Here is a 20,000-nt window from a genome sequence, read left to right as displayed (position 1 = left end):
GGTGAAGTCGTAACAAGGTAGCCGTATCGGAAGGTGCGGCTGGATCACCTCCTTTCTATGGAGAATTGATGAACGCTGTTCATCAATATAAGTTTCCGTGTTTCGTTTTGTTCAGTTTTGAGAGAACTATCTCTCATATATAAATGTATGTTCTTTGAAAACTAGATAACAGTGTAGCTCATATTTTTTAATTTTAGTTTGGTTAAGTTAGAAAGGGCGCACGGTGGATGCCTTGACACTAGGAGTCGATGAAGGACGGGACTAACGCCGATATGCTTCGGGGAGCTGTAAGTAAGCTTTGATCCGAAGATTTCCGAATGGGGAAACCCACTATACGTAATGGTATGGTATCCTTACCTGAATACATAGGGTATGGAAGACAGACCCAGGGAACTGAAACATCTAAGTACCTGGAGGAAGAGAAAGCAAATGCGATTTCCTGAGTAGCGGCGAGCGAAACGGAATCTAGCCCAAACCAAGAGGCTTGCCTCTTGGGGTTGTAGGACATTCTATACGGAGTTACAAAGGAACGAGGTAGACGAAGCGACCTGGAAAGGTCCGTCGTAGAGGGTAACAACCCCGTAGTCGAAACTTCGTTCTCTCTTGAATGTATCCTGAGTACGGCGGAACACGTGAAATTCCGTCGGAATCTGGGAGGACCATCTCCCAAGGCTAAATACTCCCTAGTGATCGATAGTGAACCAGTACCGTGAGGGAAAGGTGAAAAGCACCCCGGAAGGGGAGTGAAAGAGATCCTGAAACCGTGTGCCTACAAATAGTCAGAGCCCGTTAATGGGTGATGGCGTGCCTTTTGTAGAATGAACCGGCGAGTTACGATCCCGTGCGAGGTTAAGTTGAAGAGACGGAGCCGCAGCGAAAGCGAGTCTGAATAGGGCGTTTAGTACGTGGTCGTAGACCCGAAACCAGGTGATCTACCCATGTCCAGGGTGAAGTTCAGGTAACACTGAATGGAGGCCCGAACCCACGCACGTTGAAAAGTGCGGGGATGAGGTGTGGGTAGCGGAGAAATTCCAATCGAACCTGGAGATAGCTGGTTCTCCCCGAAATAGCTTTAGGGCTAGCCTTAAGTGTAAGAGTCTTGGAGGTAGAGCACTGATTGAACTAGGGGTCCTCATCGGATTACCGAATTCAGTCAAACTCCGAATGCCAATGACTTATCCTTAGGAGTCAGACTGCGAGTGATAAGATCCGTAGTCAAGAGGGAAACAGCCCAGATCGCCAGCTAAGGTCCCAAAGTGTGTATTAAGTGGAAAAGGATGTGGAGTTGCTTAGACAACTAGGATGTTGGCTTAGAAGCAGCCACCATTTAAAGAGTGCGTAATAGCTCACTAGTCGAGTGACTCTGCGCCGAAAATGTACCGGGGCTAAATACACCACCGAAGCTGCGAATTGATACCAATGGTATCAGTGGTAGGGGAGCGTTCTAAGTGCAGTGAAGTCAGACCGGAAGGACTGGTGGAGCGCTTAGAAGTGAGAATGCCGGTATGAGTAGCGAAAGACGGGTGAGAATCCCGTCCACCGAATGCCTAAGGTTTCCTGAGGAAGGCTCGTCCGCTCAGGGTTAGTCAGGACCTAAGCCGAGGCCGACAGGCGTAGGCGATGGACAACAGGTTGATATTCCTGTACCACCTCTTTATCGTTTGAGCAATGGAGGGACGCAGAAGGATAGAAGAAGCGTGCGATTGGTTGTGCACGTCCAAGCAGTTAGGCTGATAAGTAGGCAAATCCGCTTATCGTGAAGGCTGAGCTGTGATGGGGAAGCTCCTTATGGAGCGAAGTCTTTGATTCCCCGCTGCCAAGAAAAGCTTCTAGCGAGATAAAAGGTGCCTGTACCGCAAACCGACACAGGTAGGCGAGGAGAGAATCCTAAGGTGTGCGAGAGAACTCTGGTTAAGGAACTCGGCAAAATGACCCCGTAACTTCGGGAGAAGGGGTGCTTTCTTAACGGAAAGCCGCAGTGAATAGGCCCAAGCGACTGTTTAGCAAAAACACAGGTCTCTGCGAAGCCGTAAGGCGAAGTATAGGGGCTGACACCTGCCCGGTGCTGGAAGGTTAAGGAGAGGGGTTAGCGTAAGCGAAGCTCTGAACTGAAGCCCCAGTAAACGGCGGCCGTAACTATAACGGTCCTAAGGTAGCGAAATTCCTTGTCGGGTAAGTTCCGACCCGCACGAAAGGTGTAACGATTTGGGCACTGTCTCAACCAGAGACTCGGTGAAATTATAGTACCTGTGAAGATGCAGGTTACCCGCGACAGGACGGAAAGACCCCGTGGAGCTTTACTGTAGCCTGATATTGAATTTTGGTACAGTTTGTACAGGATAGGCGGGAGCCATTGAAACCGGAGCGCTAGCTTCGGTGGAGGCGCTGGTGGGATACCGCCCTGACTGTATTGAAATTCTAACCTACGGGTCTTATCGACCCGGGAGACAGTGTCAGGTGGGCAGTTTGACTGGGGCGGTCGCCTCCTAAAGTGTAACGGAGGCGCCCAAAGGTTCCCTCAGAATGGTTGGAAATCATTCGTAGAGTGCAAAGGCATAAGGGAGCTTGACTGCGAGACCTACAAGTCGAGCAGGGACGAAAGTCGGGCTTAGTGATCCGGTGGTTCCGCATGGAAGGGCCATCGCTCAACGGATAAAAGCTACCCCGGGGATAACAGGCTTATCTCCCCCAAGAGTCCACATCGACGGGGAGGTTTGGCACCTCGATGTCGGCTCATCGCATCCTGGGGCTGTAGTCGGTCCCAAGGGTTGGGCTGTTCGCCCATTAAAGCGGTACGCGAGCTGGGTTCAGAACGTCGTGAGACAGTTCGGTCCCTATCCGTCGTGGGCGTAGGAAATTTGAGAGGAGCTGTCCTTAGTACGAGAGGACCGGGATGGACGCACCGCTGGTGTACCAGTTGTTCTGCCAAGGGCATAGCTGGGTAGCTATGTGCGGAAGGGATAAGTGCTGAAAGCATCTAAGCATGAAGCCCCCCTCAAGATGAGATTTCCCATAGCGTAAGCTAGTAAGATCCCTGAAAGATGATCAGGTTGATAGGTTCGAGGTGGAAGCATGGTGACATGTGGAGCTGACGAATACTAATAGATCGAGGACTTAACCATATAATATGTAGCAAATGTTATCTAGTTTTGAAGGAATATGCCTTCAATAGTTTGGTGATGATGGCAGAGAGGTCACACCCGTTCCCATACCGAACACGGAAGTTAAGCTCTCTAGCGCCGATGGTAGTTGGGACCTTGTCCCTGTGAGAGTAGGACGTCGCCAAGCTATTTATATCATCGCGGGGTGGAGCAGCACGGTAGCTCGTCGGGCTCATAACCCGAAGGTCGCAGGTTCAAATCCTGTCCCCGCAACCAATGGTCCCGTGGTGTAGTGGTTAACATGCCTGCCTGTCACGCAGGAGATCGCCGGTTCGACCCCGGTCGGGACCGCCATTTTATATAAAGAAAAGAACGAAACAAGTTGTTTCGTATTTTTTTATTTGTTTTAACAAAAAACTAATAAAGACAGTCAAACTATCCTTAGGACAACTCCTAAGGACTTTTTTATATATTCAAAACCTGTATAATAAAGAGCAGAGAACATTGTGAGTAAAGTAGGTGAAGTCTGTGAGTAAATATGAAGTAACAACAAAATCTTCTGAGGAAACACAAAGATTATCAGAAAAACTAGGTGAACTTGCCCGGGCACAAGATGTAATTATTTTAGAAGGAGATCTTGGAGCTGGTAAAACGACTTTTACAAAAGGGCTAGCAAAAGGTCTTGGCGTGAAAAGAGTTGTAAATAGTCCTACCTTTAACATTATTAAAGAATATAAAGGAAGATTGCCGTTATATCATATGGACGTGTATCGTTTAGCGGAAAGTGAAGAAGACTTAGGTTTTGATGAGTACTTCTATGGTGAAGGAATTACGGTAGTAGAATGGGCTCATTTGATAGAAGCATATTTACCGAATGAAAAGTTACAAATTAGTTTATTCCATGCTGGAGATGACACAAGAAAAATTGTACTCGAGCCAGTTGGAGACCGTTATATTAGATTATGTGAGGAGCTATTACAAGATGAAAGTACTAGCAATTGATACTTCAAATTACGTAATGGGTGTATCCCTTATTGAGGAAGAAAACGTAATTGGGGAAATCATTACAAATTTAACAAAAAACCATTCTGTACGCCTTATGCCAGCTGTAGAGCAACTATTAAAAGAATGTGGTGTAAAACCAAAAGAATTAACTAAAATCGTTGTGGCTGCTGGACCTGGATCATATACAGGAGTTCGCATAGGTGTGACAGCGGCAAAAACATTAGCTTGGTCACTTCAAATACCAATCGTAGGTGTATCAAGTTTAGAAGTAGTAGCTGCAAACGGTGCTAACTTTAGTGGGTTAATTTGTCCTTTATTTGATGGAAGACGTGGACAAATTTATACTGGATTATATACATATGAAGGAGAGCAGTTAACTTCAATAGAAGAAGATCGAATTATTCTTATTGTAGACTGGTTGCAAATGTTAAAAGATAAAGGACAGCCTGTTTTATTTATCGGTAACGATGTTAAATTGCATAAAGAAACAATTATAGAACATTTAGGCAATCAAGCTGTATTTGCTCCTTTCACTAAAAATAATCCAAGACCAAGTGAGTTAGCTTTCTTAGGGTTACAAAAAGAGGAACAAGATGTACATTCATTTGTTCCTAGTTACCTTCGTTTAGCTGAAGCTGAAACAAAGTGGTTAGAAAGTCAAAACAAGTAGGAGCTTGCAGAAGATGGATATGATATTTAGAAAGATGGAACTCGATGATATCGCTCAAATTGTAGCTATTGAAGAAGCATCTTTTTCAACTCCTTGGACTGCAGATGCCTTTCAACGTGAATTAACGATGAATGAACATGCACATTATGTTGTGCTAGAAAAAGATGGCCTTGTAATCGGGTATTGTGGATTGTGGATAATTATTGATGAATCACATATCACAAATATAGCTATTTTGCCAGAATACCGAGGTCAAAAGTTAGGAGATGCCCTATTGAAAGAAGTTATTTCCGTAGCGAAAGAACTAGGGGTAAAAACAATGACGCTTGAAGTACGCGTATCAAATGAAGTAGCAAAGCAGTTATACAAAAAATACGGATTTCAAAATGGTGGAATTCGTAAACGATACTATGCAGACAATCAGGAAGATGGTCTTGTAATGTGGGTGAATATATAATGGAAAAAAATACGATTATACTTGGTATTGAAACAAGCTGCGATGAAACAGCAGTAGCAGTTGTTAAAAATGGAACGGAAATCATTGCGAACGTCGTTGCATCACAAATTGAAAGTCATAAGCGTTTTGGCGGGGTTGTACCAGAGATTGCATCCCGTCACCATGTAGAAGAAATTACAGTTGTGTTAGAAGAAGCTTTAAAAGAAGCGAATATAACTTTCGAGGATATTGATGCAATTGCTGTAACAGAGGGACCCGGTTTAGTAGGAGCACTTTTAATAGGAGTAAATGCAGCGAAGGCGGTAGCCTTTGCACATGATATTCCTCTAGTTGGTGTTCATCATATTGCTGGCCATATTTATGCGAATCGTTTAGTAAAAGAAGTTCAATTCCCACTACTATCACTTGTTGTATCGGGTGGACATACAGAACTTGTTTATATGAAAGAACATGGTTCATTTGAAGTGATTGGTGAAACGCGAGATGATGCAGCAGGAGAAGCATATGATAAAGTAGCTCGTACGCTATCTATGCCGTATCCAGGTGGTCCTCATATTGATCGCCTTGCGCATGAAGGGAAGCCAACAATTGATTTGCCTCGTGCATGGCTAGAACCCGATTCGTATGATTTCAGCTTTAGTGGATTGAAATCAGCAGTTATCAACACTGTGCATAACGCAAAACAACGTGGTATAGAAATTGCACCGGAAGATTTAGCAGCAAGCTTTCAAGAGAGTGTAATTGATGTACTTGTAACGAAAGCATCTCGTGCAGCAGAAGCGTATAATGTAAAGCAATTGCTTCTTGCTGGTGGAGTAGCTGCTAATAAAGGGCTTCGTGCACGTCTAGAAGAAGAGTTTGCACGAAAAGAAGATATAGAGCTAATTATCCCGCCGTTATCTTTATGCACAGACAATGCAGCAATGATTGCAGCTGCAGGTACAATTGCATACGAACAAGGAAAACGTGCGACATTAGCTTTAAATGCAAACCCAGGCTTAGATATTGAAGCATAGTTATACACAAAATTAACCACAGCTTGTGGATAAAACCCATATTATCTGTTGATAATGTGGGTTTTATTGTGTATATAAACTGTTAATAACTTTTTTGTTAAATGTGGATAATGTGGAAAAGTTATTTTGATGTTTATTTTATAAAGGTGGATATGTGTATAACCTTGTGGATAAAACGGATGAAGTCTGACCTTTAAATGAATTCTTTTTCGGGAAATAAAAACGAGAAGATATCCTAAAAAACTTTTGAAAAATCCTCCTCTTATCATATTGGTTGCTGCAATTGTCAATCTTTGTCGGGAAAACGATGTTTCTTGTCGAATTGTTTATATATTTTAAGTTAAGGTATGTGCATTCAAAAAATCGTCGATATAATTTCATGTACTACGAAACTGATTCTAAAGGGAAATAAAAAGGATGTCATCTAGTCAAAAATCCTCGACTGATGAGACATCCTTTTTGTTTAAATTAGCTTATATATGCAGTTCTTCCCATTCTGCCATACAGGCTTCAAGTTGTTCTTGTAATGTTTGTTTTTTCGTTGTAATCTCACTAGCCTTTTCATAATCTGCATATATTTCTGGTAAGCAAAGCTGATCCTCTAACGTAGCAATTTCTTCTTCTAAGCTTACGATGTTTTGTTCTAGTTCTTCGATTTTTCGAGTGCGTTGACGTTCTAATTGTTTACGCTCTTTTTCTTCGAGATAATTTAATTTTTCTTGAGCTACAGTTTTTTGAACAGGTGCCTGATTTTCTTGCTGTTCTTGTTGTTCAAATGCTGCGCGTTCAATCATTTCATTTTTCTTCTCCACATAGTAATCGTAATCACCTAAATACTCTTGCGCACCTTCTGTTGATAATTCGACAACTGTAGTCGTTACGCGATTAATGAAGTAGCGGTCATGTGAAACGAATAGAAGAGTTCCTGGATAATCAATTAAAGCATTCTCCAAAATTTCTTTACTATTTAAATCAAGATGGTTCGTTGGCTCATCGAGAATTAATAAATTGGATTTTTGCATCATAAGTTTTGCGAGAGCTAATCGGGCCTTTTGTCCACCACTAAGAGAAGATACTGGTTTTAGTACATCATCCCCTGTGAATAAAAAATTACCTAATATAGTGCGAATTTCTTTTTCGGGTTGAAGCGGATATTCATCCCATAGTTCATTTAAAACGCGCTTAGAAGATGTTAAGTTAGCTTGCTCTTGATCATAATAACCAACAGATACATTTGATCCGAAAGCAACATCTCCATGTAATAGCTGTAACTTATTCACAATGGATTTTAATAATGTGGATTTTCCAATTCCATTCGGTCCAACTAAGGCAACACTATCTCCCCGAGTTAAGCGCATATTTACATGTTCAATAATAGGATCCTCATCATAACCGATGGTTGCATCTTTTACTTGTAAAACATCATTTCCACTTTGTTTTTCAATATCGAAGTGGAATGAGGCTGATTTAGAGTCACCTAATGGTCTGGTTAATAATTCCATTCTATCTAATTGTTTACGACGGCTTTGTGCACGTTTTGTCGTAGATGCACGTGCTATATTTTTTTGAACGAAGTCCTCAAGTTTAGCGATTTCATCTTGTTGCTTTTCGTAACGCTTTATTTCTTGTTCGTATAGGGCTGATTTTAAGTCTAAATATTTACTGTAGTTACCAACAAATCGTCTGCTTTCTTTATTCGAAATTTCATATACTTGTGTAACAAGCTTATCTAAGAAATAACGGTCATGAGAAACGATTAAAATTGCGCCAGGATAACCTTGTAAGTATTGCTCAAGCCACGTTAATGTTTCGATGTCTAAATGGTTTGTAGGCTCGTCTAAAATAAGTAAGTCTGGTTTCGTTAATAATAATTTCCCAAGAGCTAATCTCGTTTTTTGTCCGCCACTTAACGTAGAAATTGTCGTCTGATGCGTTTCAACAGGGAAACCAAGACCGCTTAAAATGGAGCGAATATCTGCTTCGTACTGATAGCCGCCTTGATCTTTATAATCTAATTGCAATTGGTCATAATCAGCTAATAATTTTTCATATGTAGCGGCATTTGAAAAGTTTTCTTCTTTTCCCATTTCTTGCTCTAGCCTTCGAAGTTTTGTCTCCATTTGCTGTAGGTGTGTAAAGACGGTTAGCATTTCATCCCAAATTGTTAATGATGTTTCTAATCCAGTATTTTGAGCTAAGTACCCAATTGAGACATCTTTCGGTTTTATAATTTCGCCGCCATCATGAGATAATTCACCGGCGATAATTTTTAATAATGTAGATTTTCCGGCTCCATTTCGTCCAACTAAAGCGATACGATCTTTCGTTTGCACTTCCAATTTTATGTTTGCAAGAATCGTTTCGGCACCGTATAATTTTGAAAGCCCGTTTACTTGTAATAAAATCAATGTTTTCACCTCAAATAATTTCTTAACTTTGCCATGTTTATATTTCTCAATCATACTAAAAATAGTGTATAGTTTAAAATAAAGAGAGAATACTTCTTCTCTTTATTATACAAGGAAATTCATAAGTACTAAACTTCTGTATTCGATTCAAGTATATGAATAAAGATAGGAAGAGAGGAGAGGTTATATGGATCAGCAGAAAATTCCGCAAGCCACTGCTAAACGATTGCCTCTATACTATCGATTTATCCAAAACTTATCTCTTTCTGGTAAGCAACGTGTTTCATCAGCCGAATTGAGTGAAGCGGTAAAGGTTGATTCCGCAACTATTCGAAGAGATTTCTCATACTTTGGAGCATTAGGGAAAAAGGGATATGGATATAACGTAAATTATTTATTATCATTTTTCCGTGAAACACTCGATCAAGATGATATAACACGTGTAGCGCTTATTGGAGTAGGTAATTTAGGGACCGCTTTCTTACATTATAATTTCACGAAAAACAATAATACAAAAATTGAAATGGCATTTGATGTTAGTGAAGAGAAAGTTGGAACAGAAATCGGGGGTATTCCTGTATATCATTTAGATGAATTAGAAGAAAGGTTATCAAATGATATACAAGTGGCAATATTAACAGTACCCGCTACAGTAGCGCAATCTGTAGCCGATAGATTGGCAGAAACAAACGTGCACGGTATTTTAAACTTCACACCAGCACGCTTAAATGTGTCAGAGAATATAAGAATTCATCATATTGATTTAGCTGTAGAGCTACAAACGCTTGTTTACTTTTTAAAGAATTATCCACAATAAAACGCAGAGGAGGTGACCTCTGCGTTTTATTATTGTTTTTTCTTTGTGAATTTCACTAATATAAGGCGAAGTGCCAAATTAAAATCAATTGTTGCCATAACTGCAAATAGTATTGTCCACATATTCCAGATTGTATCTGTCACGTTCGTAATGGCGAAACGTGTAAAGATACATCCGAGAAGGAAATACAATGCAGCCATGAACAATGGTGAGTTTCTCATACAAAAAATCCTCCGATAAAGCCTTGCATTTTTTCAGCTTCTTTAATCATTTCTTGAATTTGTTCATTGCTCATGAAAATCTGTCCAATGGCAACTAATGTATTCATTGCTACATGGGCTGCTATAGGAACGATAATGCGTTTCGTTTTTACATATAAGAAGGCGAATACGAGCCCCATAGAAGTGTATACCAATAGGTGAGTAAAATCAAAATGAATCGCTGCGAATACGAGTGAACTAATAATAGCAGCAACGAAGAAATTAAATCTCTTATAAAGTGTACCAAATAAAATTTTTCTAAATACGATTTCTTCTAAAATAGGTCCGATTATAGATATAACAATAAGGAACCAAGGTGTCGTTCTTGCGATGTCCATAAGTCGGTCTGTATTCTCAGATCCAGGTGTAATCCCTAATAGATACATTTCAATCATACCTGCAATACTTTGTGAGATGATTGCTAAGAAGAACCCGATAAAAATCCACCCGATTGTAGCTGGAACAGAAGAGCGCATTGCATCTAAATGCCTGTCACGAATATCTGTTCTAAGTAACCAAATTACAACGCATAGTGCAATGAAAAAGCTAATAATAGACCAATGTCCGGTTATTAGTTGAAACTTTTCCTCGTTGGTAAATCCTCTATTATCGTATAGTCCGGTTTTCAGAAGAAGTGGTAATCCGGCAATACCCGACAATTGCATTAAAATGTATGTAACGATAATCCACCAATATTGTTTCTTCAAATGGTTTAACCATCCTTTCTAACTCTAGTGTATGAGATAAGGCAGGATAACATGTAATATGCTACCTACGATATAAACTTTCATTCGAATTATGTTTTTTTTGTAAATCTGCATTGGAAATTAAAATAGAAGACAGGAAAAAGTTGTGTGTGTAGCGAAAACAACTTAGGGTGTCTTTCATATTGTAACATACGAGTAGTGGAAACAACGATTCATATAGTAAAGGTAGTAGAAGAAGGATTTTATATAGAAGAGTATATATAGTAATTTGCGAAAAAATTATGATTTTTTTACTTGCAAAAGAAATTGAGATTATTTATTATTATAAGTGTGTTAGCACTCGGGTGACTCGAGTGCTAATAAAAAATTTACATAACACAATGAGGAGGTTATTGTTCATGCTAAAGCCATTAGGTGATCGCGTTGTAATTGAGCTTGTTCAAGCAGAAGAAAAAACAGCAAGTGGTATTGTATTACCAGACACTGCAAAAGAAAAACCACAAGAGGGTAAAGTTATTGCAGTAGGTACTGGTCGAGTGCTTGAAAATGGTGAGCGTGTTGCTTTAGAGGTAGCAGCAGGTGATCTTATCATCTTCTCAAAATATGCAGGTACTGAAGTAAAATACGAAGGTACAGACTACTTGATTTTACGTGAAAGTGACATTTTAGCAGTTATCGGTTAATTATATAAATCTTAAAAATTCCAAGGGGGTCAATTATTATGGCAAAAGATATTAAATTTAGTGAAGAAGCACGTCGTTCGATGCTTCGCGGTGTCGACACTCTTGCAAACGCAGTAAAAGTAACGCTTGGACCAAAAGGTCGTAACGTTGTACTTGAGAAAAAATTCGGTTCACCACTTATTACAAATGATGGTGTAACAATCGCAAAAGAAATCGAATTAGAAGATGCATTCGAAAACATGGGTGCAAAATTAGTAGCAGAAGTTGCTAGCAAAACAAACGATGTAGCTGGTGACGGAACGACAACTGCAACTGTATTAGCGCAAGCTATGATTCGTGAAGGTCTTAAAAACGTAACAGCTGGTGCAAACCCAATGGGTCTTCGTAAAGGTATCGAAAAAGCTGTTACTGCTGCAATTGAAGAATTAAAAGCGATTTCTAAACCAATTGAAGGTAAATCTTCTATCGCACAAGTAGCTGCTATTTCTGCGGCTGACGAAGAAGTAGGTCAATTAATCGCTGAAGCAATGGAGCGCGTTGGTAACGACGGCGTTATTACTTTAGAAGAATCTAAAGGATTCACAACGGAATTAGACGTAGTAGAAGGTATGCAATTTGATCGTGGATATGCATCTCCTTACATGATTACTGATTCTGACAAAATGGAAGCTGTTCTTGATAACCCATATATCTTAATTACTGACAAAAAGATTTCTAACATCCAAGAAATCTTACCAGTATTAGAGCAAGTGGTACAACAAGGTAAACCACTTCTTATCATTGCTGAAGATGTAGAAGGCGAAGCTTTAGCTACATTAGTAGTGAACAAACTTCGTGGTACATTCAATGTAGTGGCTGTTAAAGCTCCTGGATTTGGTGACCGTCGTAAAGCAATGCTAGAAGATATCGCAATCTTAACTGGTGGCGAAGTAATCACTGAAGAATTAGGACGTGACTTAAAATCTGCTACAGTTGAATCTTTAGGACGCGCTGGTAAAATCGTTGTAACGAAAGAAAACACAACTGTAGTTGAAGGTATTGGAAACACACAACAAATCGAAGCTCGCATCGGTCAAATCCGTGCGCAATTAGAAGAAACAACTTCTGAATTCGATCGTGAAAAATTACAAGAGCGTCTTGCTAAATTAGCTGGTGGCGTAGCAGTAATTAAAGTAGGTGCAGCAACTGAAACTGAGTTAAAAGAGCGCAAACTTCGCATTGAAGATGCACTTAACTCAACTCGTGCAGCAGTAGAAGAAGGTATCGTTGCAGGTGGTGGTACTTCACTTATGAACGTATACACGAAAGTAGCTTCTATCGTAGCTGAAGGCGACGAAGCAACAGGTATCAACATCGTACTTCGTGCACTAGAAGAGCCAGTTCGTCAAATCGCAATCAACGCTGGTCTAGAAGGATCTGTAGTTGTAGAGCGTCTAAAAGGCGAAAAAGTAGGCGTTGGTTTCAACGCAGCTACTGGCGAATGGGTTAACATGCTTGAGTCTGGTATCGTAGATCCAGCTAAAGTAACTCGTTCTGCACTTCAAAACGCAGCATCTGTTGCAGCTATGTTCTTAACAACTGAAGCTGTAGTTGCTGATAAGCCAGAACCAAATGCACCAGCAATGCCTGACATGGGCGGCATGGGCATGGGCGGTATGGGCGGAATGATGTAATAAGCATCACTCTGTGAAGCTGTTCAATGTATAAATAGTTAATTAGAAGAAGGCTACTTCCTTGATAAAAGGAGGTAGTCTTTTTTGTTGTTAAGATGTATATAAAAGGTTTCTGGAAGGTCGCAAGTTTAGAGAGAGAATGGAGGGGAATATTCAAGCTTCTTTTATTACGATAATATTCAATATAATTCCAATTGAATATATAATTCTTTTAACATTTATGATACAGTCAAAAGGGATTTTTCTTATTTTTTAGTCGAGATAATAAGTCTCCTAGTTCTTATTGTCTATGAGAGAAGATGGCGGTAGCCTAGTTAGTGAGGTATATGATGCAGATTAAAGAAAATTTGGGTAGAAACATTTTTTCGAAAATATTAGTAGTATGTGGTTTGGCGATGTTTATCATTACACTTTATAGTTCATTTCAAATAGAGAAATCTACCTATTCTTCGGTCGCTGTGTTAATTCTGGAGATAGTAGCAACTATTTTGGTGCTCGGAATAATATCATTTTTAGCAAATCGTTTTTTAACAGTTAATCAATTTTTGCTCATTCTCATAGTTACAGCCTTTGCAATTAGGTTGTTATGGATCATTTTTGAAAAAACAGTACCTATCTCGGATTTTTCTGTAATGTATGAAAGTGCTCAACAAGCTGTAAAGGGTAATTTTGCATTTATTACAGATGAATACTATATGAGTTGGACATACCAATTGGGATTCACATATTATGAGGCTATATTAATAAAAATTTTTGGTAATCATCTGTTTATATTGAAGTTATTTAATATTTTTTGGAGCGTAGGTACTGCCGTGATTATTTATTTTATGGGTAAAACCATTTTTAATGAATACAGTGCGAGAACTGCGGCAATATTTTACGCGTTTTACATACCTAATATTATCTATAGCTCTGTATTAACAAATCAATATATTTCTACCTTTTTCTTTTTTTTAGGACTGTATGTTTTAATTACAAAAGGTTTTTCAACTAAATACGGTTGGGGTTTAACAGGGTTACTGTTAAGCATTGGAAATATTATGAGACCGTTAGGAAGTTTCTTTTTATTGGCGGTTTTTGTTTATGTATTAATTTATAAGATACTTCCGTTTAGAAAAAAAGAAACGTTTAACTACGTAAAAAAATTAGTGGGAATAGTGATTGTATATTTTCTAGTGATGCAAATTGTAAGTATTTTCTTAATGAACACGGGATTAGCGAAAAAACCATTGTCGAACCAAATGCCATATTGGAAATTTGTTGTGGGATTCAATTATGACTCGATTGGTGGATGGAATCAGCCAGATGTTGTTTACCTTAGTCAATTTAAACTTGGGAAGGAAAGAAATGATGCTTCCGTTGCTTTGATCAAGGACAGATTGAAGGACAAAGAGAAAGTTCGTCAATTACTTGTATTGAAAGTTGAAAAAATGTGGAGTAATCCTGATGATGCACCTGGTTGGGCTTTGGAGTGGGGGGAACTGAATAAACCACACTTACAACAAATGCTGACAAAATATGAAAGGCTTATGTATATTACATGTTGTATATTTGCGATTGGTACCATTTCATTATATAGAAGAAATGATTCAATATATCCTCTTTTATATATTTTGTTTGGTGGATATGTGGTTATTCATTTGTTTGTCGAAGTTCAAACTAGGTATCGTTTTGACATTTTGCCCGTTATGTTTTTATTTGTGGGATACGGGGTATTTGTAATAAAAAATGGTGTTACACGATTAATGGGTAGAAAACAACAGAAAAAAGTTGAATAATAGGATAAAACACAAAAAACATTTCTATATGGAAATGTTTTTTGTGTTTTAGTGGGAAAGAAATTAATTTCTGTAGAATTTTGTCGCTTTCTCTCTTGACCACATCGACACTTCATTGTTAGAATCTAGGAAGATAATATAAAACGATCCTTCATATATCCTCAATGATATGGTTTGAGAGTCTCTACCGGGTTACCGTAAACAACCTGACTATGAAGGCAGTGTGTCTTATATTTATAAAGAGCGGAGACTATCTTTCTTTATAAAGCCAGACCCCTGCCTTTTCTTTGTTATGAGACTAGAGGCGGAGGACTGGCTTTTTTTATTATATTGGTAATGCTTTTCGCCAAATTGGTGAAAATATTTATATACGAGAACTAACGTTGGGGTGATTATTTTGAAAAAGCAGCACGATACAATTATCGTTTTAGATTTTGGAAGTCAGTACAATCAGTTAATAGCACGTCGAATTCGTGAGTTCGGTGTATACAGTGAACTTCATCCACATACAATTACTGCGGAAGAAATTAAAGCAATGAATCCAAAAGGGATTATTTTCTCTGGTGGACCAAATAGTGTATACGGTGAAGGTGCATTACATTGTGATGAAAAAATCTTTGAACTAGGATTACCGATTTTCGGTATTTGTTACGGTATGCAGCTTATGACACAACACTTCGGTGGTAAAGTAGAACGTGCAAACCACCGTGAGTACGGAAAAGCTGTTCTTAAAGTAGAGAACGAATCAAAATTATATACGAACCTTCCAGAAGAGCAAGTTGTATGGATGAGTCATGGTGACTTAGTAACTGGTTTACCTGAAGGATTCGTAGTAGACGCAACAAGTGAGTCTTGCCCAATTGCTGGTATGAGCAATGAAGCGAAAAACTTATACGGTGTACAATTCCACCCAGAAGTACGTCACTCTGAGCACGGTAACGATTTAATTAAAAACTTCGTATTCGGCGTATGTGGTTGTTCTGAAGGATGGAACATGGAGAACTTTATCGAAGTAGAATTAGAGAAGATCCGTGAAACTGTTGGAGACAAAAAAGTACTATGCGCACTTAGTGGCGGTGTAGATTCTTCTGTTGTAGCAGTATTAATTCATAAAGCAATTGGCGACCAGTTAACATGTATTTTCGTTGACCACGGCTTACTTCGTAAAGGTGAAGCAGAAGGTGTTATGAAAACATTTAGCGAAGGCTTCCATATGAACGTTATTAAAGTGGATGCACAAGAACGCTTTATGAACAAGTTAAAAGGTGTAGAAGATCCAGAACAAAAACGTAAAATTATCGGTAACGAATTCATTTACGTATTTGATGATGAAGCTTCTAAATTACAAGGTATGGACTTCCTAGCACAAGGTACACTTTACACAGACATCGTTGAAAGTGGTACAGCAACTGCACAAACAATTAAATCTCACCATAACGTTGGTGGACTTCCGGAAGACATGCAGTTCAAATTAATTGAGCCTTTAAACACGTTATTTAAAGATGAAGTACGTGTATTAGGATCTGAATTAGGAATTCCTGATGAAATCGTATGGCGTCAACCATTCCCAGGTCCAGGACTTGGTATTCGTGTATTAGGTGAAATCACAGAAGAGAAATTAGAAATCGTTCGTGAATCTGATGCGATTTTACGTGAAGAAATTATTAAAGCGGGCTTAGACCGCGAAATTTGGCAATACTTCACTGCGCTTCCTGGTATGCGTAGCGTAGGTGTTATGGGTGACGAGCGTACTTACGATTACACAGTAGGTATCCGTGCAGTAACATCTATCGACGGTATGACAGCTGACTGGGCACGTATCCCTTGGGACGTATTAGAGAAAATCTCTGTACGTATCGTAAACGAAGTAAAACACGTTAACCGTATCGTGTATGATGTAACGAGTAAGCCACCAGCAACTATTGAGTGGGAATAGTATTATAAAAAAGATCCATCTTTTGCTTATGCATAGATGGATCTTTTTATTTTCAGTATTAATACGAACGAAAATATAAAATTTTATAAAATTGTTCGTTTTTAAATTGACAAAAATACTTTCAAGAGTTAATATGAGTATGTAATTCAAACGAAAAGTGAATATTATGCCGTCGTATAATATCGGGGATATGGCCCGAAAGTTTCTACCTAGCTACCGTAAATGGCTTGACTACGAGGCGTTTTTATAAAGATGAGGGGAAACTTGTCTTTGTTTATAGAACGCTTCCATGTATATGCAATGGAAGCCTTTTTTATTTTTATAGATAAAAGAGGGCTAGGGTGAAATGCGGCGAGTAATCATATAACGGGGGAAACGTAGGATGAAACGCTATTTTCAATTTGATGAGCTCGGTACGAATTATAAGACTGAGTTCATAGCAGGGTTAACGACATTTCTATCTATGGCTTACGTACTATTTGTCAATCCTGCTACGCTGTCACTTGGAAATGTTAAAGGGTTACCAGCAGGTACAGGAATGGATCCAGGTGCAGTATTCGTTGCGACAGCATTAGCGGCCGCGATCGGTTCGTTAATTATGGGTATTTTCGCAAAGTATCCAATTGCTTTAGCCCCAGGTATGGGAATTAACGCGTTCTTTGCTTATACAGCAGTTTTAACGATGGGTATTCCGTGGCAAACAGCAATTGCCGGAACGTTAATGTCAGGTATTATCTTTATTATTCTTACAGCTTCAGGTATTCGTGAAAAAATCATTAATGCAATTCCATCGGAGTTAAAGTTTGCAGTAGCAGCAGGTATCGGATTGTTCATTGCCTTTCTTGGATTCCAAAATGCCGGAATTATCGTGAAAAATGATGCTGTTCTTGTTGGGTTGGGGGACTTAACAAAGGGCACAACGTTACTAGCAATCTTTGGGGTTGTTACGACAATCATCTTCATGATTAAGAAAGTTAATGGTGCGGTATTCTACGGTATGATTCTTACGGCAATTTTAGGAGTAGCAACAGGATTAATTGACACTCCTAAAGCAGTAGTGGGGGCGATACCGAGTCTAGAACCAACGTTCGGTGCTGCGTTAACTCATTTCGGAGACATTTTCACTATTCAAATGGGGATTGTAATTATAACGTTCTTCTTTATCGATTTCTTTGATACAGCAGGTACGCTTGTAGCGGTTGCGAATCAAGCAGGATTAATGAAGAACAATAAATTACCACGTGCAGGAAAAGCATTATTCGCAGATGCAATTGCAACTGTAATTGGTGCGATCTTAGGTACATCAACAACAACGTCTTACATTGAATCGTCTGCAGGGGTAGCAGCGGGAGGACGTTCTGGATTTACAGCAGTTGTAACAGCAGGATTCTTCTTACTGGCACTATTCTTCTCGCCATTATTAAGTGTTGTAACACCAGCTGTAACGGCACCAGCTTTAATTATTGTAGGGATTTTAATGGTTTCTTCTTTAGGAGAAATCGACTGGAAGAAGTTCGAGATTGCAGTACCGGCATTCTTTACTATCATTTCAATGCCGCTTACGTATAGTATCGCAACGGGAATTGCGATTGGATTTATCTTCTATCCAATTACAATGGTTGTGAGTGGTCGTCGTAAAGAGGTTCATCCGATTATGTATGTTATGGGAGTTTTATTCGTACTGTATTTCATCTACGTTCGTAAATAAAGGGGTTTTTGAAAGGTCTAGACTTAAGGGGAGTCTAGACCTTTTTTGCGTCTTCAGAAAATCTTAAGGATTTCCGAGCGTTTTTCTTCAGAAGTTTTCCTATAATAGAAGTTAGGGATAAAAAATGAATGGGGGAAATATTATGGCCGGGGAAACAATACTTGTCGTAGATGATGAAAAAGAAATTAGGAAACTTATTACAATATATTTAAAGAACGAAGGATATAAAGTACTGCAGGCCGGAGATGGAGAAGAAGGGCTACGTATGTTAGAAGAGAATGAAGTACATTTAGTTGTGTTGGATATTATGATGCCGAAAGTAGATGGTATTCATATGTGTATGAAAGTAAGAGAAGCGAAAGAAATGCCAATTATTATGCTTTCTGCGAAAACGCAAGATATGGATAAAATTTTAGGGTTAACAACTGGTGCAGATGATTACGTAACGAAACCGTTTAATCCGTTAGAGTTAATCGCGAGAATTAAATCCCAGTTACGTCGTTATATGAAAATGAATGGTTTCGTTATACAAAATGAGGACGAGTTAGAAATTGGAGAGATGAGAATAAACATTTCGACCCATAAAGTTATTGTAGATGGAGAAGAAGTGAAACTAACTCCGAGGGAATTTTCAATTTTAGAATTACTAGCCCGTAATCCAGGTATGGTCTTTAGCGCGGAGCAAATTTATGAAAAGGTGTGGAACGAACGATCTTTCCAGTCTGATAATACTGTAATGGTGCATATTCGAAAAGTACGTGAAAAGATTGAGGAGAATCCAAGGAAGCCTAGATATATAAAAACAGTATGGGGAGTGGGGTATAAGATTGAAAAAGATATTTAATCCGTTTACTTATATTAGGAAAATTCGAGAATTAATTGGAAAAATAATGAAGAGTGTGAAACGGAGTGTGCGAATTCAACTTATTACTGCGTTTACTGCTTGTGCGTTATTAGGTCTCTTTGTATCAACGAAGATAGTAGCTCCTATTTTTGAGGATGCTAGTCGACATGCTGAGATTAATTATAAAGATGGTATGGAACAAATTAATCGTAAAGCACAAAGTACAGCGGAAATGATGGTTGATGCAAATAAATTAGATGCTGTACAAAGTATGATAGAGCTAGAAAATGAAAATTTAGAGCAGAGGCAGGATGCTTTTAAAATATTAGTTACCGATGAGAGTGGTAAGGTTTTGTATAAAACGAAGCAGGCGCAAGAAGAACAAATTAATTTGCATAATACAATTCGTAATGCAACTTCATTTGCTATCAATTATTCGAATAATAATGATATTGAAAGATCTAGAAAAGAATTTATTACTTTCTCACCTATTACGATTGAAGGTAAGAATTTATATATGTTTGTGAGCGGAATTCCTCAAGGGGAAGTAGTATATTATAAAGTAGAAGGACCATTCCCATTTTTAATTGGTGTACTCGTATTCATTTTCTCTTTCTTCTATATAACAAAGAGAAAGATGAAGCAAATTGAAGCGATGGCACAAGGTGTAAAGGAAATAGAAAAAGGCAACTTAGCGTACCGTATTGAGAAAAAGGGTGAGGATGAGATTGCGTCTTTAACTGAGAATATTAATAATATGGCAGAAGAGCTTATGAATAATATAGAAAAGGAACGTAAATTAGAGAAGCAAAAGAACGAGCTTATTACGAATGTATCTCACGATTTACGTACACCACTTACTTCTATTATGGGTTACTTGCGATTACTTCGAGATTCTAAATATGAAAATAAAGAACAACATGATGAGTATACGAGA

General features: G+C 38.8%; 15 protein-coding genes, 2 tRNA genes, 3 rRNA genes and 2 riboswitches (2 of these 22 only partly in view). Of the genes, 17 read left to right on the top strand and 3 right to left on the bottom strand.

Annotated elements, in window-relative coordinates; translation table 11 throughout:
* The 9 genes from A6J74_RS15535 to tsaD all read left to right on the top strand — a co-directional run.
* Positions 1–55 (top strand): 16S ribosomal RNA (locus A6J74_RS15535); it begins 1,497 nt to the left of the window's first position.
* A 145-nt stretch (positions 56–200) separates the two neighbouring features.
* Positions 201–3,122, top strand: a 23S ribosomal RNA gene (locus A6J74_RS15530).
* 50 nt (positions 3,123–3,172) lie between these two features.
* Positions 3,173–3,288 (top strand): 5S ribosomal RNA (gene rrf, locus A6J74_RS15525).
* Together the 16S, 23S and 5S rRNA genes with 2 tRNA genes alongside form the textbook arrangement of a ribosomal RNA operon.
* A 12-nt stretch (positions 3,289–3,300) precedes the next feature.
* A tRNA-Met gene (locus A6J74_RS15520) sits at positions 3,301–3,377 on the top strand.
* Between the two features lie 2 nt (positions 3,378–3,379).
* Positions 3,380–3,455: transfer RNA gene (locus A6J74_RS15515), tRNA-Asp, on the top strand.
* A 174-nt stretch (positions 3,456–3,629) separates the two neighbouring features.
* Complete coding sequence (gene tsaE / locus A6J74_RS15510) at positions 3,630–4,103, top strand: tRNA (adenosine(37)-N6)-threonylcarbamoyltransferase complex ATPase subunit type 1 TsaE (protein ID WP_000049641.1); 474 nt, start codon at positions 3,630–3,632, stop codon at positions 4,101–4,103.
* A complete protein-coding gene (gene tsaB / locus A6J74_RS15505; protein ID WP_000865744.1) occupies positions 4,084–4,776 on the top strand; it encodes a tRNA (adenosine(37)-N6)-threonylcarbamoyltransferase complex dimerization subunit type 1 TsaB in 693 nt (230 codons plus the stop codon). The genes tsaE and tsaB overlap by 20 nt, the downstream gene beginning before the upstream one ends.
* Positions 4,777–4,789: 13 nt before the next feature.
* Positions 4,790–5,233 (top strand): ribosomal protein S18-alanine N-acetyltransferase, encoded by a 444-nt coding sequence (rimI, locus tag A6J74_RS15500; RefSeq protein WP_000367202.1) that lies wholly within the window; start codon positions 4,790–4,792, stop codon positions 5,231–5,233.
* Positions 5,233–6,249 carry a tRNA (adenosine(37)-N6)-threonylcarbamoyltransferase complex transferase subunit TsaD gene (gene tsaD / locus A6J74_RS15495; RefSeq protein WP_000414604.1) on the top strand — a complete coding sequence of 339 codons (1,017 nt, stop codon included), beginning with the start codon at positions 5,233–5,235 and terminating at the stop codon, positions 6,247–6,249. Before rimI ends, tsaD begins: the two co-directional genes overlap by 1 nt.
* A gap of 473 nt (positions 6,250–6,722) precedes the next feature.
* Here the strand turns inward: tsaD and A6J74_RS15490 are convergent, their stop codons facing one another.
* Positions 6,723–8,657, bottom strand: a complete 1,935-nt coding sequence (locus A6J74_RS15490; RefSeq protein WP_000602174.1) for an ABC-F family ATP-binding cassette domain-containing protein — start codon at positions 8,655–8,657, stop codon at positions 6,723–6,725.
* A 187-nt stretch (positions 8,658–8,844) separates the two neighbouring features.
* Here A6J74_RS15490 and A6J74_RS15485 point away from each other — a divergent pair, with 187 nt between their 5' ends.
* Positions 8,845–9,474 carry a redox-sensing transcriptional repressor Rex gene (locus A6J74_RS15485; protein WP_000372701.1) on the top strand — a complete coding sequence of 210 codons (630 nt, stop codon included), beginning with the start codon at positions 8,845–8,847 and terminating at the stop codon, positions 9,472–9,474.
* A 29-nt stretch (positions 9,475–9,503) separates the two neighbouring features.
* On the opposite strand, the gene A6J74_RS15480 is transcribed toward A6J74_RS15485, so the two are convergent.
* Together A6J74_RS15480 and A6J74_RS15475 are read right to left on the bottom strand one after the other, a co-directional pair.
* Complete coding sequence (locus A6J74_RS15480) at positions 9,504–9,695, bottom strand: YdiK family protein (RefSeq protein ID WP_001246201.1); 192 nt, start codon at positions 9,693–9,695, stop codon at positions 9,504–9,506.
* Positions 9,692–10,441, bottom strand: coding sequence for a CPBP family intramembrane glutamic endopeptidase (locus A6J74_RS15475; protein ID WP_000745318.1), 750 nt, complete (start codon positions 10,439–10,441; stop codon positions 9,692–9,694). The genes A6J74_RS15480 and A6J74_RS15475 overlap by 4 nt, the downstream gene beginning before the upstream one ends.
* 398 nt (positions 10,442–10,839) lie before the next feature.
* Here A6J74_RS15475 and groES point away from each other — a divergent pair, with 398 nt between their 5' ends.
* From groES to A6J74_RS15440, 7 genes are all read left to right on the top strand, one after another.
* The gene (groES, locus tag A6J74_RS15470) at positions 10,840–11,124 is read left to right on the top strand and encodes a co-chaperone GroES (protein WP_000917306.1); all 285 of its coding nucleotides are present in this window, start codon (positions 10,840–10,842) and stop codon (positions 11,122–11,124) included.
* A gap of 38 nt (positions 11,125–11,162) precedes the next feature.
* Entirely contained in the window at positions 11,163–12,797 is a 1,635-nt protein-coding gene (gene groL, locus A6J74_RS15465; RefSeq protein ID WP_001029987.1) for a chaperonin GroEL, read from the top strand.
* 329 nt (positions 12,798–13,126) lie between these two features.
* Positions 13,127–14,575, top strand: coding sequence for a glycosyltransferase family 39 protein (locus A6J74_RS15460; protein ID WP_001165919.1), 1,449 nt, complete (start codon positions 13,127–13,129; stop codon positions 14,573–14,575).
* A 131-nt stretch (positions 14,576–14,706) separates the two neighbouring features.
* A riboswitch (purine riboswitch) is annotated at positions 14,707–14,808 on the top strand.
* A gap of 164 nt (positions 14,809–14,972) precedes the next feature.
* Positions 14,973–16,511, top strand: a complete 1,539-nt coding sequence (gene guaA, locus A6J74_RS15455) for a glutamine-hydrolyzing GMP synthase (RefSeq protein ID WP_000743919.1) — start codon at positions 14,973–14,975, stop codon at positions 16,509–16,511.
* Positions 16,512–16,663: 152 nt separating this feature from the next.
* Positions 16,664–16,765, top strand: a riboswitch (purine riboswitch).
* A 128-nt stretch (positions 16,766–16,893) separates the two neighbouring features.
* Positions 16,894–18,219, top strand: a complete 1,326-nt coding sequence (locus A6J74_RS15450) for an NCS2 family permease (RefSeq protein ID WP_000833089.1) — start codon at positions 16,894–16,896, stop codon at positions 18,217–18,219.
* A 142-nt stretch (positions 18,220–18,361) separates the two neighbouring features.
* A complete protein-coding gene (locus A6J74_RS15445) occupies positions 18,362–19,063 on the top strand; it encodes a response regulator transcription factor (protein WP_000896762.1) in 702 nt (233 codons plus the stop codon).
* A protein-coding gene (locus A6J74_RS15440; protein WP_000719217.1) for a HAMP domain-containing sensor histidine kinase crosses the window boundary here: on the top strand, positions 19,047–20,000 show its 5' portion. The gene runs 552 nt beyond the window's last position; the window shows 954 of its 1,506 coding nt (coding positions 1–954); it begins with the start codon at positions 19,047–19,049; the stop codon falls past the right edge of the window. The genes A6J74_RS15445 and A6J74_RS15440 overlap by 17 nt, the downstream gene beginning before the upstream one ends.

The organism is Bacillus sp. FDAARGOS_235, assembly GCF_002073415.2.
Lineage (GTDB): Bacteria > Bacillota > Bacilli > Bacillales > Bacillaceae_G > Bacillus_A > Bacillus_A toyonensis.
The sequence above is the reverse complement of the archived record's forward strand: the minus strand, read 5'-3'. Positions and strand labels throughout refer to the sequence as shown.

Excerpts from the sequence above, each read along its gene's own strand:
- rimI (WP_000367202.1), top strand. The coding sequence starts at position 4,790 with ATGGATATGATATTTAGAAAGATGGAACTCGATGATATCGCTCAAATT.
- A6J74_RS15485 (WP_000372701.1), top strand. The coding sequence starts at position 8,845 with ATGGATCAGCAGAAAATTCCGCAAGCCACTGCTAAACGATTGCCTCTA.
- tsaD (WP_000414604.1), top strand. The coding sequence starts at position 5,233 with ATGGAAAAAAATACGATTATACTTGGTATTGAAACAAGCTGCGATGAA.
- groES (WP_000917306.1), top strand. The coding sequence starts at position 10,840 with ATGCTAAAGCCATTAGGTGATCGCGTTGTAATTGAGCTTGTTCAAGCA.
- A6J74_RS15480 (WP_001246201.1), bottom strand. The coding sequence starts at position 9,695 with ATGAGAAACTCACCATTGTTCATGGCTGCATTGTATTTCCTTCTCGGA.
- groL (WP_001029987.1), top strand. The coding sequence starts at position 11,163 with ATGGCAAAAGATATTAAATTTAGTGAAGAAGCACGTCGTTCGATGCTT.
- A6J74_RS15445 (WP_000896762.1), top strand. The coding sequence starts at position 18,362 with ATGGCCGGGGAAACAATACTTGTCGTAGATGATGAAAAAGAAATTAGG.
- A6J74_RS15460 (WP_001165919.1), top strand. The coding sequence starts at position 13,127 with ATGCAGATTAAAGAAAATTTGGGTAGAAACATTTTTTCGAAAATATTA.
- tsaB (WP_000865744.1), top strand. The coding sequence starts at position 4,084 with ATGAAAGTACTAGCAATTGATACTTCAAATTACGTAATGGGTGTATCC.
- A6J74_RS15450 (WP_000833089.1), top strand. The coding sequence starts at position 16,894 with ATGAAACGCTATTTTCAATTTGATGAGCTCGGTACGAATTATAAGACT.